The organism is Flagellimonas sp., assembly GCF_965222555.1.
In the GTDB taxonomy this organism is placed as follows: domain Bacteria; phylum Bacteroidota; class Bacteroidia; order Flavobacteriales; family Flavobacteriaceae; genus Flagellimonas.
Genome location: NZ_CBDCUG010000005.1, coordinates 359,662 through 378,412, shown reverse-complemented (window position 1 = coordinate 378,412; position 18,751 = coordinate 359,662). Strand labels below are relative to the sequence as shown.

The 18,751-nt window shown below is 43.0% G+C and carries 13 protein-coding genes; 8 read left to right on the top strand and 5 right to left on the bottom strand.

Going from position 1 to position 18,751, the window contains the following annotated elements; all coding sequences use genetic code 11:
* Nucleotides 1-7: 7 nt before the first annotated feature.
* Nucleotides 8-685, top strand: coding sequence for a tRNA (adenosine(37)-N6)-threonylcarbamoyltransferase complex dimerization subunit type 1 TsaB (tsaB, locus tag ACOQO1_RS10230; protein ID WP_420602779.1), 678 nt, complete (start codon nt 8-10; stop codon nt 683-685).
* On the opposite strand, the gene ACOQO1_RS10225 is transcribed toward tsaB, so the two are convergent.
* The 4 genes from ACOQO1_RS10225 to ACOQO1_RS10210 all read right to left on the bottom strand — a co-directional run bounded on the left by ACOQO1_RS10225 (nt 682) and on the right by ACOQO1_RS10210 (nt 4,895).
* Nucleotides 682-1,503: a mechanosensitive ion channel family protein gene (locus ACOQO1_RS10225; RefSeq protein WP_420602778.1), complete on the bottom strand. Its 822-nt coding sequence runs from the start codon at nt 1,501-1,503 to the stop codon at nt 682-684. The two genes, tsaB and ACOQO1_RS10225, sit on opposite strands and share 4 nt — an antisense overlap.
* A 57-nt stretch (nt 1,504-1,560) precedes the next feature.
* Complete coding sequence (locus ACOQO1_RS10220; RefSeq protein ID WP_420602777.1) at nt 1,561-3,669, bottom strand: thioredoxin domain-containing protein; 2,109 nt, start codon at nt 3,667-3,669, stop codon at nt 1,561-1,563.
* Between the two features lie 58 nt (nt 3,670-3,727).
* Nucleotides 3,728-3,928, bottom strand: coding sequence for a dodecin family protein (locus tag ACOQO1_RS10215; RefSeq protein ID WP_420602776.1), 201 nt, complete (start codon nt 3,926-3,928; stop codon nt 3,728-3,730).
* A gap of 70 nt (nt 3,929-3,998) precedes the next feature.
* On the bottom strand, nt 3,999-4,895 hold the full coding sequence (locus tag ACOQO1_RS10210) for a NifU family protein (RefSeq protein WP_420602775.1): 897 nt from the start codon (nt 4,893-4,895) through the stop codon (nt 3,999-4,001).
* A gap of 126 nt (nt 4,896-5,021) precedes the next feature.
* Here ACOQO1_RS10210 and ACOQO1_RS10205 point away from each other — a divergent pair, with 126 nt between their 5' ends.
* The gene (locus tag ACOQO1_RS10205; protein ID WP_420602774.1) at nt 5,022-6,017 is read left to right on the top strand and encodes a type IX secretion system membrane protein PorP/SprF; all 996 of its coding nucleotides are present in this window, start codon (nt 5,022-5,024) and stop codon (nt 6,015-6,017) included.
* Nucleotides 6,018-6,068: 51 nt separating this feature from the next.
* Here the strand turns inward: ACOQO1_RS10205 and ACOQO1_RS10200 are convergent, their stop codons facing one another.
* On the bottom strand, nt 6,069-7,238 hold the full coding sequence (locus tag ACOQO1_RS10200) for a VWA domain-containing protein (protein ID WP_420602773.1): 1,170 nt from the start codon (nt 7,236-7,238) through the stop codon (nt 6,069-6,071).
* 209 nt (nt 7,239-7,447) lie between these two features.
* Here ACOQO1_RS10200 and ACOQO1_RS10195 point away from each other — a divergent pair, with 209 nt between their 5' ends.
* The 6 genes from ACOQO1_RS10195 (at nt 7,448) to ACOQO1_RS10170 (ending at nt 18,751) form a co-directional block, all read left to right on the top strand.
* Complete coding sequence (locus tag ACOQO1_RS10195) at nt 7,448-9,655, top strand: histidine kinase (RefSeq protein WP_420602772.1); 2,208 nt, start codon at nt 7,448-7,450, stop codon at nt 9,653-9,655.
* Nucleotides 9,655-10,386: a LytR/AlgR family response regulator transcription factor gene (locus tag ACOQO1_RS10190; RefSeq protein WP_420602771.1), complete on the top strand. Its 732-nt coding sequence runs from the start codon at nt 9,655-9,657 to the stop codon at nt 10,384-10,386. Before ACOQO1_RS10195 ends, ACOQO1_RS10190 begins: the two co-directional genes overlap by 1 nt.
* 15 nt (nt 10,387-10,401) lie before the next feature.
* Nucleotides 10,402-10,911, top strand: a complete 510-nt coding sequence (locus ACOQO1_RS10185) for a gamma carbonic anhydrase family protein (protein ID WP_420602770.1) — start codon at nt 10,402-10,404, stop codon at nt 10,909-10,911.
* Between the two features lie 49 nt (nt 10,912-10,960).
* Nucleotides 10,961-11,842: an ACP S-malonyltransferase gene (fabD, locus tag ACOQO1_RS10180; protein WP_420602769.1), complete on the top strand. Its 882-nt coding sequence runs from the start codon at nt 10,961-10,963 to the stop codon at nt 11,840-11,842.
* A gap of 167 nt (nt 11,843-12,009) precedes the next feature.
* A complete protein-coding gene (locus tag ACOQO1_RS10175) occupies nt 12,010-17,757 on the top strand; it encodes a gliding motility-associated C-terminal domain-containing protein (protein WP_420602768.1) in 5,748 nt (1,915 codons plus the stop codon).
* 4 nt (nt 17,758-17,761) lie between these two features.
* Nucleotides 17,762-18,751 (top strand): type IX secretion system membrane protein PorP/SprF, encoded by a 990-nt coding sequence (locus tag ACOQO1_RS10170; RefSeq protein ID WP_420602767.1) that lies wholly within the window; start codon nt 17,762-17,764, stop codon nt 18,749-18,751.

The window sequence follows — 18,751 nt, the reverse complement described above, 5'->3', positions numbered from 1 at the left end:
GGCCGCTATGGCCAGAATACTTAATTTAGAAACAGCTACGACAAATTGTTCCGTAAGCATTTCAAACGGTAATGACATTGTTTGTGTAAGAGAGAACAATGCAGCCAATTATTCGCATTCAGAACAACTACACGTTTTTATAAAAGAAGCCTTGGAAGAGGCTTCTTTGTCATTTTTAGATTTGGATGCTATTGCGGTAAGTAAGGGGCCAGGGTCTTATACAGGACTGAGGATAGGCGTTTCGGCAGCTAAGGGACTCTGTTTTTCTTTGGATTTGCCTTTGATTTCTGTTCCAACTTTGCAAAGTATGGCTTGTCAGGTCCAAGCTTTGGAAGGAGATATGGTTATTCCTGTTTTGGATGCCCGCCGTATGGAAGTCTACTCCGCTGTTTTTGATTATCAGTTTAAAGAAATAAGGGAAACCAGAGCAGAAATAATTGATGGGGATTCTTTTAGTGAATTTTTGAGCGCCTCAAAAGTACATTTGGTGGGTAGTGGAGCTGAAAAGTGCAAAGAAGTTTTAAACCATCCCAACATACATTTCGACACGACTATTGTTCCTTCTGCCAAAGAAATGGCGCAAATTGCTTTCAAGAAGTTTCAAGAAGGTGCATTTGAGGATGTGGCCTATTTTGAGCCCTATTATTTGAAGGATTTTGTGCTTCAGACCAAAAAGAAAAACTAGTTGGGCTGGTGCATGACACGTTGAGGGAACGGAATCTCAATTCCAGCTTCATCAAAACGTGATTTGGTTTCTTCAATAACATAAAAATGCGCAGGCCAAAACAGCTCATTTTTTGCCCAAAAGCGTAAGGTGAGATTTACGGAACTGTCTCCCAATTCGCCCACATAAACTTCAGGAGCGGGTTCTTTAAGTATATCAGGATTATCCACGCAAATCTGCAGTAAAATCTCTTTCGCCTTTTTTATATTGGAACCATATCCAATGCCTACATCAAATTTATCTCTACGGGTATCCTCTTGGTTATAGTTTATAATGCTGCCGTTGGAAAGTTGTCCGTTGGGAATTATGGCCACTTGATTGCCAAAAGTGTTCAATTTGGTGCTGAAAATACTGATCTGTTTGACTGAACCTTCCACACCTTGGGCGGAAATCCAATCACCGACCTTAAATGGCTTAAAAATCAGAATGAGCACTCCTCCCGCAAAGTTGGCCAACGAACCTTGCAATGCCAGACCAATGGCCAAACCTGCGGCCCCGACCATGGCGACCAATGACGATGATTTTACGCCCAGTTGGGTTATTACCACAACAAACAAAAGCACTTTAAGGGCAATACTGATAAAACTTTGAAGAAAGCTTTCCAATGTTTCATCATAATCCTTACGCTCAAAAAAACGATGGACCATTTTATTGATGAACCGGACAATCCATAATCCAACAAAAAAGATGACAACTGCCAGAATAAGATTGGGCATGAAATTCCAAAACCAATCTATGGCATTTTCTAAATGTTTCTCAAAATCATGAAGTTCTTCCATATCATTTCTGTCAAAAACAAGACAAAATTAAGTTGCTTTTGTTTACAAGACTGTTATTTAGTCCCTCAGTTGCTCAACGGCATCACTAGCAGAGGTTACTGGGAGTTTGCAGGTACCCTCAATACAAACGTAGACCAAGGTTTGTCCTTCATTGAATCTGCTTTTTAATAAATCAAGATTACCTTCTCTTTTAGAGCCTACCAAAATACTGTTGGGTATATAGCTATGGCTAATCTCCTTGCCAATTTCCATATAGTTGTCGCCAACTACCGCTATTTCGTAAAAATTGCGGTTCTCAAAAAGAATTAGATTCATCCAGTTGGCATAACCCTGTGCACTTTCGGTAAAGTCATCTTGCACATTTTTCAGCATTTGCTTGGCCATATCCCCATAACCATCATCTGGAAAGAGCTTGTGTAGCTTTAATAGGTTTTTGGCCATAATGGAATTGGATGAAGATATTTCCTTGTCAATAGTTTCTATGGAACGCCTGATTAATGAACTGTCAGTATCTGTGGTATAAAAGAACATTCCTGATTCCTTGTCCAAAAAGTGTTGCTTGGCATACTCCAGAAGTTTTTTGGAATGATTCAACCATTTCTCATCAAAGGTAACCTCATAGAGTCCAATATAGGCTTCTATTACTGTAGCATAATCCTCTAGAAAGGCATTGATGCTGCTTTCACCCTTTTTATGATTTCTAAACAAGGAGTAATCATCCTTGATCATTTCTTTTTCAATGAATTTGGCATTTTCAAGGGCAAGTGTCAGATATTCTTCATTGCCCAAATAACGATACGCATCAACAAGGCCACTGAGCATAAGTCCATTCCAGGAAGTTAGTATTTTGTCGTCCAATCTGGGTTTGGAACGTTTTACCCTTTCCTCTTTTAGTGTTTTTAGGGATTTGTTCAATGTTTCTGTTAAATCAGAAACCGATATTTTGTGTTTTTCAGCTATCTCTTCATCGGTTTTATCCCTGATCAACACATAATTTCCTTCTTCCCAAAGACCATACGAATTGATGTTGTAATAATCTTTGAAGATTTCATAATCAGTACCCAATAATTGTTTCAATTGCTCCTTGGTCCATACATAATAGGCACCCTCTTCCAGCTCACCATGCTCATCCAGGCTATCTGCATCCAAGGAAGAGTAAAATCCTCCACCGGAATCTAAAAGTTCCTCTTTGACAAAGTCAATGGTCTGTTCCGCAACCTTTTTGTACAGTTCGTTTTTGGTCACTGCATAGGCTTTGGAATATAAACTGGTCAAAGGGCCATTATCGTACAACATTTTTTCAAAATGGGGCACGTGCCATTTGGTATCGACCGCATATCTTGAAAATCCTCCACCTACATGATCATAAATCCCTCCATATGCCATTCGGGTTAGAGTGACGTTCACTTGTTCCAAGAGTTCAGGTTTGGAATTGGCTGTGGCATAGTGAAGCAGAAAATCCCAGTTGTTGGGCATCATGAACTTTGGCGCACGTTTGTATCCTCCCAGATAGTTGTCAAAATGCTGGGACCAGTTTGCAATGGCCGTATCCAATTGTTCAGGAGTGTAAATGCCGGAATCCGTTTTGTTCTCTACAAGGTTGATAGCGTTGATTCCGTTGGAAAGATTTGTGGCATACTCCACAATCTTATTTCTGTCATTTTTGTACAGGTCCGTCAACTGCTTTAGGGATTTGACCCAATTGTCCTTTGGAACGTATGTAGCTCCCCAAAATGGCCTTCCATCGGGTAGGGCGACAATATTTAGGGGCCAACCCCCATTTCCGGACATCATCTGAATGGCATCCATATAAATTTGATCTACATCTGGCCTTTCCTCCCTGTCTATTTTAATATTGATGAAGTTTTCGTTCATCATTTTGGCCACTTCTTCGTCTTCAAAGCATTCCTTTTCCATAACATGGCACCAATGGCAGGCCGCATATCCAATGCTTATGAGCAGGGGCTTGTCTTCTTTTTGTGCGCGTTCCAAAACCTCTGGCTTCCAAGCTTCCCAGTTTACTGGGTTATGCGCATGTTGCAATAAGTAAGGACTGGTTTCGTGGATTAGGTTGTTGGTGTGTTTGTGGTTCACTTTGGTCGCTTTTTGTGTGCATCCTTGCGTCAAGGAAAACAGAACCGATAGAAGGGTAATTCTTTTGATCATAACAATATTTAAGCATAAAAAAAAGCGCCCGAAAAGGGCGCTTTTTGTTGCCCTTTAATTATTTTACCTCGAAGGTAATCTTTACATTCACTCTATACTCATCAATTTTGCCATCTTTAACAGAAGCGCTTTGTTCATTGATATAGACGGAACGGATGTTTTTAACAGATTTGGATGCTTGATCCACTGCATTTTTTGTGGCTTGTTCCCAACTCTCATCGGAGTTGGCCAATACCTCGATTACTTTTAATACTGCCATAATAGTTAATGATTTTAAATTTATCCAATTTATGAAAAATTGGCCATAGGGGCAGCATAAAGACTGGAAATTAACCGTTAATGGCCACTACCTCATTGACTTTGTCGCCCATCATATTCTTGAGCATGGTCTCAATCCCATTTTTCAAGGTAAATGTTGAGGACGGGCATCCGCTGCACGCACCCTGTAAGATCACGTTTACAGTTTTGCTCTCCTCTTCATACGATTGAAATAGAATATTACCTCCATCACTAGCAACGGCGGGTTTAACATATTCATCCAAAATATCAATAATCTGTTTAGAGGTATCATCATATTGAACTTGAGATGCACTTTGTGCCTCTGTTTCTTTTGATTTCTGAATGGTTTCTTGGGAGATTACTTCCTTGCCATCTGCCAAAAAATCTCTTATGAATTCTCGCAATTGCATGGTAATCCCCTCCCAATCTTCAACATCATATTTTGATACAGAAACATAGTTCTCATCAAAAAACACCTCTTTTACAAATGGGAAATGAAAAAGTTCCTGGGCAAGTTGCGAATCCTTAGCCTCGTCAATATTCTTGAATTCGTATGAAGTTGGAACAATACGCTTGTTTGAAACAAACTTCATTACGGCCGGATTTGGCGTTACTTCGGCATAAACCGTAATGGGTTCCTTTTTTTTAGTGTCTTCTTCGTTGACTATTGGTTCTCCCGCATTAAGATATTCGACCAATTGTTGGGCGACTTCATCCTTGACATCTTCCCATTCAACAATATCAAAACGTTCCAGGGCAATAAAATTTCCGGAGATATAAACTGTTTTGATAAATGGAAGGTAGAACAGTTGCTGCGCTAAAGGTGCATTTTTAGCCTCATCGATGTTTTTTAGCTCATAATTCCCCTTGACCAAGAAATGATTGACTTCAAATTTTAGTATTTTGGCGTTGTTTGTAGGAACAACTGTGATATTAAATTCTTTCATAGCTCAGATTTGATGCAAAAATACCAAAGTAATAATGAGGGGCAAAATATATAATAATGTACTGCTACAGCCGTTATCTAAATGTTTGATTACCTTTAAATCTCAACTAGAGCCCAAAATCGTTGCATGAGACGCTATTTAACCCCATTGATCATAACCCTTGTTTTTGGGCTGACAGCCAAGGCCCAAGAGGGTATTCCTGTATATTTTGATTATTTAGCTGATAACTATTATTTGGTCTATCCTTCAATGGCTGGTATTGCTGAAGGAGGAAAGATTAGGTTGACGGCCAGGAAGCAATGGTTCAATGTTGATGAAGCACCTAGTTTGCAGACCTTGAATGTAAATATGAGAGTAGGCGACCGAAGTGGTGTTGGAGGTATTTTATTCAATGATTCCAATGGATATCACTCCCAAACAGGCTTTAAGGCCACGTACGCCCATCATTTACAATTGGCAGGGGATTTCAGGACATTGAACCAAATATCATTTGGTCTTAGTGCTGGAGTAATTTTAAGCAGCTTGGATGAAACTGAATTTAGGTCTGTAATACCCGATCCAATTGTAACAGGAACCAAGAACACCACAAGTTATTTTAATGTGGACCTTGGGGTATCTTACAACCTTTTTGAGTTTTATGCCCATGCCGCTGTTTTGAATATTTTGGGAAGTGGACGAGATCTTTATACGGCAGCTGAATTTGATAATTTACGCAGATATTTATTTTCTGTAGGCTATGTGTTTGGCAGAAAAACAAGAATAGAGCCATCGGTGCTGTTTCAATTGACGGATTTTACGAAGGAAAAAACGGTTGACTTTAATGCAAAAGTGTACAAGGATGTTAGTTTTGGTACCGTATGGGCGGGCTTGTCGTACCGTAGGAGTTTTGATGGCGCCCAATTCCAGACCAATGGAGGTTTTGGAGAACAGCGACTACAGCTGTTTACCCCAATAATTGGAGTTAATGTTGACAAATTCATGTTCTCGTATAATTATTCCTATCAATCTGGGGATATTCGCTTTGATAACGGAGGGTTTCACCAAATTACTTTAGGGTATGATTGGGGACAGAGCGATCAAGGAAAACGCTACGATTGCTATTGTCCTGCGGCCAATAACTAAAAAAGGCCTATCCTTTACGAATAGACCAATTTTTTCAACCTGTATTAGGAGTTAATCCCACTTATAATTTTTCTTGGCAGCCTGAGCCTTTATAGCTGATAATAGCGCATTTTCCAATTCGCCAGTTTCCTCTTTTTGGTTTTTAGCGATGAACGCCTCACGTTTTTTATTCAATTCCTGAATTTGTTTTTGAATCTTTTCCCGTTCCGTCTTTTTCTCTTCAAGGTATTTTTTTATCTCATTTTCTGATTTATCCTGGAGTTCGGTAGGAAGATCCTCGGTCACTATTTCTTCCAATAATGCTTCATCCTCTTCTATGGCGTCCACCAAATCCCACGCAGAGTTTTTATAGAGCCTGGAACCCTTGCTCACAGTTCTTTTAACGGCAACAGCAGCTGCCATCTCTTGGGCATTGCTATCCTGCATACTCTGTTTTGCTTTCTTTTCCCTGCCCAAGGCACCATAAGAAATATAGGTTTTGTTCAATTGTGAGTTGAGTCTTATGATCACATCATCATAAGGTGTTTCAATATGAACCACCTGTCTGTTATGATCAATGGCCATGTAGTCACCACCAGTTAGGGTTGCGCCATTTTTCCAACTGGTAGAGATACCCTGCTCATAATTACCACAGAAAATAGTATTTACAATAACGTCCTTTTCCCGTGCATTGGATGTGGCATCCTTGTAATTTAATTTGCCTTGTGTAAAAGGCTCGTTTCCTGCTATGAAAATCATTTTTAGATCATCTGCATTTTTGCCCCAGTCCAGTTGTTTTAGGGAAGTTTGAATGACCTGTCCACAATATTCCTCACCACCATTTGTTGTTAGGGAGAATAGTTTTTCAGAAATCTCATCCAGATCACTGCTAAAATTGATTACTTGTCTAATATACCCTTGGTTGGAAGATAAATTGTCATTCCCATATTCGTAAAGGGCTATTTGCAAGGAAGGCCTTGACTCGTTTCCACATTTGGCATGGGTAAACTCATTTACAATATCCCAAAGTTGGGCTTTTGCCTGGTTGATGAGACCGTCCATACTATTGCTGGTATCCAATAACAGAGCGATTTTTACATACTGCTTGGCAGGCTTGTCCATAATGGATTTTGTTACCAAAGCTGTGTTGCGGTGTTCTGCGGGTTTTAAATTACAGCCATAAGCCGTTCCTGTTATAATGGTGAAAAATGTAATTCCTAATAGATGTTTAAAATATTTCATAGTTCAATGTTTTAAAAGTATGGGCTAAAAGTATTTCCAACTTTTTTCAATAAAAATTAGGAATGAGGCAACAAGGGGTTATAATGAGTGAATTGACCAATTGGTTTTGTGAAGTAGACAAATGAGTCAAGTTTTAATAGAGATTCAATGAAAGGTCATTTTTTAGTACGCTTTAGATGAATTAAGTTTACCTGAGCATTTAAATCTCAATGATTAAAAAAAGGCACATATTATTTTTCTTTTTAATTGCGCTTTACTCGGGATTTTCACAAGTGGACAATAAAAGTTCAAGGTTTGAAATCAAAGGGACGGTAAAGGGCAAGGAGAACTTTGCTCCAATTTCAGGAGTGGAGATTTCAACAAGTTCAGGAAGATATACCAAAACCAATGCTTTTGGAGAGTTCAAGATTGAAGCATCTGTTGGGGAAATGCTTATTGTGGAGAGTCCAGAGTTTGAAACGGTAAGACATCGCATTAAATCTGATGAAGATATAGATGTAAGAGTGGCTGGATATAAGGGCTACGGAACCGCGAAAAAAGAAAAACGGTCAAGTTCCAGAAGTATTGTAAATCACCAGAAACTGCTGGATTCTGCAGATTTTTATAAAAGGACCGATCTTGAAAAGAGTATAGATTTCATCGCCCAGTCCATAACACTTTTGGGAAAACGTGGCAATAAAAAAGAATTGGCATCTTCATTCACCACCTTAGGTGAAATTTATCTTTATCATAAACAATATGATTTGGCTATAACCAATTTTGAAGATGCTTTGGCAGCTCAAAAATCTATCGCAACTACCTTGTTGTTGGGTAAGGCATATATCTTGAACAATGACTTTCAAAAAGCCGAATCTACACTTTCACCCTTGGTGTCCGTTAAAAATATGGTGCCCTATCAGCGCATTGAACTTTATGAAGGATTAGGGGATAGTTATAGAGCATTGGAGGATTTGAAAAAAGCATTGGATTTTTATCAAGAAGGGCTTCAAATCGCCCAAAAAAATCAAATTTCCCCAAAAGTCATCGACTTAAACTCCAAAATTGCGGACGCCTATGCCAGTGATGACCGCTTTATAGAAGCGGAAGGCTTTTACAACAACTCTTTGAATTTGTCGAAGGCAGTGGCCCCAGAGCGATTGATAGAAGAGAACGAGAAAGTTGCTGATTTTTATAATGATGAAAACAGGTACGACGACGAAATCCAGTTGCGTAAAAAGAGTTTGAACGAATTGCAGCAATTACCTGTACAATCGGTTGTCACAGAAAATAAAGGTTTGGGGAGACCGGACTCCATTACCTCACAACGGATCAATTATAAAATTGCTAACGCCTATATAGCTCAAGATAAATTGGACGAGGCCATTCCGTATTTGGAGCGCAGTATTGTTGAAGCTGATAATGAAGATGACCTGGTGGTTCAAAAAGATGCGACCAGGAAATTGTCGGAGGTATATCGATATAAAGGCGATTTCACCAAGGCGTTGGAATCGTATCAAGACTATGTTGCCGTGGTTGATAGCCTGTATGTTAGGAAAGAACAGGAAATCTCCAGAGCTGCTCGATTTAACCGGGAGATTGCCACTAAGCAGAATAGAATCTCCAGTTTGGAACAAGAACGGGAATTGAACCAAAGTAAATACAGTTTAGCGGTAACAGAGCAGCAATTGTTTGAAGAAACCAGCAAAAGACAAAAATGGATTATTTACTCCTTGATTTTTGGAATTGTGTTGATGGCCTTGACTACTTTCCTATATTATCGGAGTGGCAAGCAACAAAAGTTGGCCAACAATCTTTTGGCCTTAAAATCATTGCGCACCCAAATGAACCCGCATTTTATTTTCAACGCTCTTAATTCCGTCAATAATTATATTGCGAAGAGTGACGAACGCAGCGCAAACCGATTTTTGAGCGATTTTTCAGTTTTAATGCGCAGTGTGTTGGAAAATTCAGAAGAGGATTTCATTCCGCTTTCCAAGGAATTGGAACTTTTGGAACTCTATGTGAAATTGGAACACTCCCGCTTTTCGGATAAGTTCGATTTTGAAATAGATATAAATGACAAAATTGACATAGAAGCTTTTGAGATTCCGCCCATGTTGCTTCAGCCCTATATTGAAAATGCCATTTGGCACGGTTTACGATATAAAGAGGAAAAAGGCTTCCTGAAGATAAAAATAGATCAGATTGATTTGGAAACATTGGAGATCAACATTGAAGATAATGGTGTGGGAAGAAAGAAATCCGCAGAACTAAAAACTGCAAATCAAAAGAAACAAAAATCAAAAGGAATGGGGAACATCAAAAAACGTATTCAAATCTTGAATGACATGTATAAAAATAAGGTAGACGTTTCCATTTCAGATTTGTACGATGACCAAACAGGGACCAAGGTATCCCTAAAACTCAAAAAAGATTAATGGAATTACGCGCTATCATAGTGGAAGATGAGGCAAATAGCAGGGAAATACTCCGTAACTATTTGGCCAAGTATTGCAATGGGGTCAAACTGTTGGGGGAAGCTTCCAATATTACTGAAGGATTGGAGTTGGTTCAGAAACAGCAACCAGATTTGGTTTTTTTGGATGTGGAAATGCCTTTTGGGAATGCATTTGACCTATTGGATAAGGTTCCCGATCGTACTTTTGAAACTGTTTTTGTTACAGCCTATAATCAATATGCCATGGATGCCTTGAACAACCATGCGGCCTATTACTTGATGAAACCCATTAATATTGATGAATTGATCAAGGCCGTGGATTACGTAAAAGAGATAAAAGAAAAAGAAAATGCCCTGGAAGGACAGGTTTTGGAAGCTAAAACCATTAAAACTGAAGGGAAGATTACTTTACCCCAGCAAGACGGCTTTCAGGTATTGGATGTAAGTGATATTTATTTTTGCAAGGCCGACGACAATTACACGGAAATTTATCTGGAAAACAAAAGAATTGTGGTAAGCAAAACCTTAAAGTATTTTGAAGATGCCCTGTCAAATTACGCTTTTGCCAGAATCCACAAATCGTATTTAGTGAACGTGGGCGAGGTTGTAAAATATAAAAAAGGAAAAGGGGGGAGTGTGGTACTTTCCAATGGTAAGGAACTATCCGTCTCAGCATCCAAGAAAGCTACATTGTTATCCTATTTTAAATAAATACAAGAATCACAAATGATTATTAAACCAGTAAGAGGAAAATCCCCAGAAATTGGTGAAGATTGCTTTATCGCTGAAAATGCAACGATTGTTGGTGAAGTATCAATGGGAAATCAGTGCAGTGTATGGTTCAATGCCGTAATTCGTGGAGATGTACATTTCATTAAAATGGGGGACAAGGTCAATGTGCAAGATGGTGCCATTATCCATTGTACCTATCAAAAATCGCCAACTACAATTGGCAATAATGTTTCCATAGGCCATAATGCCATTGTGCATGGTTGTACGGTAAAGGATAATGTGCTTATTGGTATGGGCAGTATTATTATGGACGATTGTGTTGTGGAAAGCAATTCCATAATAGCAGCAGGTGCTGTAGTTACCCAAGGTACCCATGTTGAAGCAGGTAGCATTTATGCGGGAATGCCTGCCAAGAAAATAAAAGATATAAGCCCTGAATTAAGTTCTGGTGAGATTGACCGCATTGCCAATAACTATGTAACCTATTCCAGTTGGTTTAAATAAACCGGCAATATAAAATATCCCTATTTTTGCAGCACTAAAACCTAAACTGATGAACGCATATATTTTTCCTGGGCAAGGAGCCCAATTTGTAGGTATGGGACTCGATCTTTATGAAAACCATGCCTTGGCCCAAGAATTATTTGAAAAAGCCAATGATATTTTAGGGTTTTCCATTACGGATATTATGTTTGAGGGAACTACTGAGGATTTAAAACAGACCAAGGTTACTCAACCTGCAATTTTTTTGCATTCGGTCATTTTAAGCAAGGCTCTTGGAGATAATTTTAAACCGGATATGGTTGCTGGTCACTCTTTGGGCGAGTTTTCCGCTTTGGTGGCCAATGGTACTTTAAATTTTGAAGACGGATTAAAATTGGTCTCCCAACGTGCTTTGGCCATGCAGAAAGCTTGTGAACTGCAATCAAGTACCATGGCAGCCGTTTTAGGGTTGGATGATGAGGTTGTTGAAAAGATATGCGGTGAAACTGAGGGAATTGTAGTGCCGGCAAACTATAACTGTCCAGGACAGTTAGTGATTTCAGGTGAAGTAGAGTCGGTAAATAGTGCTTGTGAAAAAATGAAAGAAGCAGGAGCAAGAAGAGCATTGTTGCTTCCTGTTGGTGGAGCTTTCCATTCCCCTCTAATGGAACCTGCAAGAGAAGAATTGGCCGCGGCCATTGAAGCCACAAATTTCAGTGAACCAAGCTGTCCTATTTATCAAAATGTGCCAACCACTGCTGTTACAAAAGCCGATGAGATAAAAACCAATCTAATTTCACAATTGACCGCTCCGGTAAAATGGACACAAAGTGTTCAGCAAATGGTTAAGGATGGAGGAAAATCCTTTGTTGAAGTTGGACCTGGAAAAGTACTTCAGGGATTGGTCAGAAAGATTGCCCCTGGAACGGAAACTTCATCAGCAGCGCTTTAAATAGGATTTTTCCGACCTTCTGGGCATTTCACCCAAGAAACGTAGATTTAATCTGTTAAGTTGTGGGGTTCCTTTAATTTTTAGTAATATTGGTTCTTCCCAAATCACCAACCCAAATGGAATAAAAACGATATTCAAATTTATTTGAACAGGTAATGTTGCCCTTCATGAAAAAAACCTCAAAAGAACAGTTTTCCAGCTATGGATATAGGACTATTCTGTTTATAGCACTTACCTTTTTTACATGGAATTTTGGATTTGGGCAAAACTTCACGATAGTTGAGAGCGGCGGTTCGACGGCGACCTCTGAGACGGGGACCACGGACGACTTCACGGTTGTGCTGGACGTTCAGCCTGCGACCGATGTTGTCCTTGACGTTGTGTCGGACGACACGGGGGAGGGTACCGTTGATTTGACCCAGCTGACCTTCACCAATGCGGACTGGGACACCCCACAGGCGGTGACGGTCACTGGCATAGACGATGCTTTTGTGGACGGGACCCAGAACTATGACATAACAATCAGCGTGAATGTGGGCAGCAGTGATGCCGCCTATGCCGGAGTGCTCCCGCAGACCGTATCGGTGGACAATGCCGATGACGAAGTAGCCGGCTTCACGATAGTTGAGAGCGGCGGTTCGACGGCGACCTCGGAGACGGGCACCACTGACGATTTCACGGTTGTGCTGGACGTTCAGCCTTTGACGAACGTTGTGCTTACGGTGACCTCTGGCGACACCGGTGAGGGGACCGTTGACGTTTCGACACTGACCTTTACCCCGGCGAACTTCGATACGGCGCAGACGGTGACGGTCACTGGCGTGGACGACGGGATCGTTGACGGGACCCAGAACTATGATATAACGGTGAGCGTTGACGATGCGAACAGCGACGACTCCTTCGACCCGTTGGCTGACCAAACGGTATCGGTGGACAATGCGGACGACGATGCCCCGGGCTTCACGATAGTTGAGAGCGGCGGTTCGACGGCGACCTCGGAGACGGGCACCACTGACGATTTTACGGTTGTGCTGGACGTTCAGCCTTTGACGAACGTTGTGCTTACGGTGACCTCTGGCGATACGGGCGAGGGGACCGTTGACGTTTCGACACTGACCTTTACCCCGGCGAACTTCGATACGGCGCAGACGGTGACGGTCACTGGCGTGGACGACGGGATCGTTGACGGGACCCAGAACTATGATATAACGGTGAGCGTTGACGATGCGAACAGCGACGACTCCTTCGACCCGTTGGCGGACCAAACGGTATCGGTGGACAATGCGGACGACGATGCCCCGGGCTTCACGATAGTTGAGAGCGGCGGTTCGACGGCGACCTCGGAGACGGGCACCACTGACGATTTCACGGTTGTGCTGGACGTTCAGCCTTTGACGAACGTTGTGCTTACGGTGACCTCTGGCGATACGGGCGAGGGGACCGTTGACGTTTCGACACTGACCTTTACCCCGGCGAACTTCGATACGGCGCAGACGGTGACGGTCACTGGCGTGGACGACGGGATCGTTGACGGGACCCAGAACTACGATATAACGGTGAGCGTTGACGATGCGAACAGCGACGACTCCTTCGACCCGTTGGCTGACCAAACGGTATCGGTGGACAATGCGGACGACGATGCCCCGGGCTTCACGATAGTTGAGAGCGGCGGTTCGACGGCGACCTCGGAGACGGGCACCACTGACGATTTTACGGTTGTGCTGGACGTTCAGCCTTTGACGAACGTTGTGCTTACGGTGACCTCTGGCGATACGGGCGAGGGGACCGTTGACGTTTCGACACTGACCTTTACCCCGGCGAACTTCGATACGGCGCAGACGGTGACGGTCACTGGCGTGGACGACGGGATCGTTGACGGGACCCAGAACTATGATATAACGGTGAGCGTTGACGATGCGAACAGCGACGACTCCTTCGACCCGTTGGCGGACCAAACGGTATCGGTGGACAATGCGGACGACGATGCCCCGGGCTTCACGATAGTTGAGAGCGGCGGTTCGACGGCGACCTCGGAGACGGGCACCACTGACGATTTCACGGTTGTGCTGGACGTTCAGCCTTTGACGAACGTTGTGCTTACGGTGACCTCTGGCGACACCGGTGAGGGGACCGTTGACGTTTCGACACTGACCTTTACCCCGGCGAACTTCGATACGGCGCAGACGGTGACGGTCACTGGCGTGGACGACGGGATCGTTGACGGGACCCAGAACTATGATATAACGGTGAGCGTTGACGATGCGAACAGCGACGACTCCTTCGACCCGTTGGCTGACCAAACGGTATCGGTGGACAATGCGGACGACGATGCCCCGGGCTTCACGATAGTTGAGAGCGGCGGTTCGACGGCGACCTCGGAGACGGGCACCACTGACGATTTCACGGTTGTGCTGGACGTTCAGCCTTTGACGAACGTTGTGCTTACGGTGACCTCTGGCGACACCGGTGAGGGGACCGTTGACGTTTCGACACTGACCTTTACCCCGGCGAACTTCGATACGGCGCAGACGGTGACGGTCACTGGCGTGGACGACGGGATCGTTGACGGGACCCAGAACTATGATATAACGGTGAGCGTTGACGATGCGAACAGCGACGACTCCTTCGACCCGTTGGCGGACCAAACGGTATCGGTGGACAATGCGGACGACGATGCCCCGGGCTTCACGATAGTTGAGAGCGGCGGTTCGACGGCGACCTCGGAGACGGGCACCACTGACGATTTCACGGTTGTGCTGGACGTTCAGCCTTTGACGAACGTTGTGCTTACGGTGACCTCTGGCGATACGGGCGAGGGGACCGTTGACGTTTCGACACTGACCTTTACCCCGGCGAACTTCGATACGGCGCAGACGGTGACGGTCACTGGCGTGGACGACGGGATCGTTGACGGGACCCAGAACTACGATATAACGGTGAGCGTTGACGATGCGAACAGCGACGACTCCTTCGACCCGTTGGCTGACCAAACGGTATCGGTGGACAATGCGGACGACGATGCCCCGGGCTTCACGATAGTTGAGAGCGGCGGTTCGACGGCGACCTCGGAGACGGGCACCACTGACGATTTCACGGTTGTGCTGGACGTTCAGCCTTTGACGAACGTTGTGCTTACGGTGACCTCTGGCGACACCGGTGAGGGGACCGTTGACGTTTCGACACTGACCTTTACCCCGGCGAACTTCGATACGGCGCAGACGGTGACGGTCACTGGCGTGGACGACGGGATCGTTGACGGGACCCAGAACTATGATATAACGGTGAGCGTTGACGATGCGAACAGCGACGACTCCTTCGACCCGTTGGCGGACCAAACGGTATCGGTGGACAATGCGGACGACGATAATGCATCTGTTACCATTGCCAATGCCAGTGGGGCAGAAGATGGCCCCAATATTACAGTAACAGCTACTTTGGATAATGATGTGGCTGGTGGTTTTACGGTACAAGTTTCTACAAACGATGGTTCCGCTACGCTTGTAGATAATGATTATACCGATATTGTTAATCAAGTACTTACTTTTAATGGAAATGCGGGTGAGACAGAGAACTTTACCGTTAATCCTACTACAGATGCAGTTATTGAACCCAATGAAACATTAACAGTTTCTATGAGTGGTTTGGGAGGCACGGCATTAACCGTTGATATATCGGATACAGCTACCATTACCATAAATAATGATGATACCTGCGCAGCAGGTAACACGGCACCAACCCTTGATGGTTCTGTGATTACTACATTTTGTGATGCTTTTGTACAAGACCTTGATGCATATACCTTGAGTATCCCTCCAGCAGGATCGGATTTAAGGTGGAGCACCAATTCAGATACGGATGCCACTGGGGATTATTTGCCAACAAGCACCGTAAGTACCCCAGGTACTTATTTTGGATTTTTCTATGACGCTTTGAATGACTGTGCAAGTCCAACCTTTAGTGTAACATTGACTCAAAATACGACACCATCTCCGGGAACAACAACAAATATAGCTACTTGTGATGACTCTGGAGATGGAGACAGCGTTGTGGACTTGGATGACCAATTAACGGGAGCTGATGCTGGAACTTGGTCATTGACCAGTGCTCCAGGAGGTGCTTCCATAACTATAAATGCGAGCAATATTGTAAACTTCAATGGAGAGCCTTTAGGAGATTATGTGTTTACATATACCACTTCTGGAGCTGTGGCACCATGTGTTGATCAGTCGGTTGATCTTACGGTAACCGTTCAAGATTGCGCAATCCCATGTAATGCAGGTAGCGAAGCACCTGTTCTGAATGCTTCTGAACCAACAGAGTTTTGTGATGTGGTCTCAGCAGACTTAAATGACTATGTAACCAATACTGCACCAGCTGGCAGCATACTCACTTGGAGTACGGATCCAGACCCACTTCAGGATGCGGCACATAGAAGTAGTATCGTTACTGCCCCGGGCTCCTATTTTGGATTCTTTTATGATGCAACTAACAATTGTGCAAGTCCAGTGCTTACGGTCACATTAACACGAAATATTACACCAGTGCTTGACAGCAGCTCAGGAGATAGCCGTTGTGGAGAGGGAACTGTAACTTTAACGGCTTCGGTAAGTGATGGTAGTTTGATTAATTGGTATGCTAATGATACTGGTGGAGCGGTCTTGGGAACGGGAGCGTCTTTTGAGACTCCTACAATTTCAGAAACCACTTCGTTTTTTGTAGAGGCATCTGCCAACGGTTGTTCCTCTGTAAGAACTGAAGTCGTAGCAACGGTTAATGCGGAGCCTTCCACGGGGACTCCTAGCAATATTACAGCATGTAACGTAACCGGTATTGGAGGCTCTACCATTATTGATTTGGGCGATACCTTAATGGGAGAAGACCCTGGGACATGGGCAATTGTGACAGATCCATCCAACGGAAGCCTAACCATAGGAGGGGATAACAATATTGATTTTGAAGGTCTACCGGAAGGAAATTATGTTTTTGAATATACCACCAATGGTGCCTTGGCTCCATGTACAAACAGTTCAATCCAAATTACTGTTCCGGTAAGTAGTTGCATTGTAGATACTGATGGTGATGGATTATTGGATAGTGAAGAGAATACTCTGGGAACGGATCCCAATGACCCTGATACTGATAATGATGGTTTAACGGACAATGAAGAATTTTCCGGAAATGATGATTCAAGTACCACAGCGGTTCCGACCGGGGTATCCAATCCTTTGGATAGCTGTGATCCTTTTTTGATTCCTTCATGTGATCCAGACCCTATAGATTTGGCCATTGCCAAGGAGGTAAATAATGACACACCTTTGTTGCAAAACAATATCATCTTTACCATCACTTTGGAAAATAATACCACGGATAGGGTTTTGGATATCATTGTTAATGATGTACTTGATAGTGGATTTGAATATGTGTCCCATACGGTAACAAAAGGTGCTTATGATCAAACTACAGGAGTTTGGTCTATTTCAGAGTTAATCTCCGAAGAGCGTATAACGCTGGAAATTACGGTTACCGCGGTAGCAGCTGGACAGATTCAGAATACGGCAACAATTGCCAGTTCGTTTCCAATAGATGGAGACACTTCCAATAATACTTCCACGGTTACGGTTCAGGTAAACCGAAGCCCTTGCGAGACTCCTGGGACCATATGCAATATATTTTCTCCTAATGGTGATGGTATTAATGATAGATTAGTGTTTGTCGACCCCAATAATGAATATCCAAATAACAGCCTTGAGGTTTTTGATCGCTATGGAAACAGTGTTTTTGAGATGGAACGTTATGACAGTTCTTGGGATGGTACAGGGAGTAGTGGTGATTTACCAAAAGGAACTTATTTTTATATACTAGATCTTGGAGACGGTACAGAAGTTGTCAAGGGCTGGATTCAAATTATCAGATAAAGAAATGCCAAATAACACTGGGTTAAAAAAATACGGAATATTTGCTTTCTTGATAGGTATGGTCAGTATTGGCAATGCCCAAAAAGAACCCCAATATACACAGTACATGTACAATATTGGTAGTTTCAATCCGGCATATGTAGGCACTGTGGAATCTCCTGAAATAGCTGGGCTTTATAGGGCACAATGGACGGACATTCCAGGGGCACCTACCACAATGCGCTTCGGAGCCAATGTTCCCCTTGCCAATGAAAAAATGGGACTTGGCCTTAATATAGTACTGGATGAGTTGGGACCATCAAAACAAACCTTTGCCACACTTTCATATTCCTATCAAATCAATGTTTCCGATATTACAAAATTATCTTTTGGCCTTTCGGCCGGAGGGTCTTTTTTGAATCTGGATTATTCTGAAGGGACTTTTGAGAATCCGGCGGACCCAACGATATTTGGAGAAAATATAAGCAGTTTTTACCCGACGGTAGGTGCCGGGGTGTTTCTTTATGAAGAAGATTGGTATACTGGCCTGTCAGTTCCCAATTTTTTGACCAACGGACTTTACAATGATGAAGTGGCAACCATTGTAGAAGGCAGTATGCAGTTTAATTTGATAGGTGGATACGTTTTTCAATTGTCAGAGAGAACTAAGTTTAAACCTGCATTTTTGATAAATTACCTTCAAGGCTCTCCGGTCAACGTGAATTTATCGGCTAATTTCCAGTTTATTGATGCCCTCACTATAGGAGGGGCGTATAGATTTGATAATGCAGTTAGTGGTCTGGCGGGTATCCAGGTGTCCAATACCTTGTTTTTAGGATATTCGTACGATTACAACACAAATGGTTTGGGAGAATTCAGTGGAGGTTCACACGAAGCGATATTGAAATTTTATATAGGACGAGAAAGTTCTAGAAGTAGAACTCCCAAGACAAAAAATAAAAATAAGAACACAAAAGGCAAACCAAAACAGATTGACTCCCCCAGATTTTTCTAA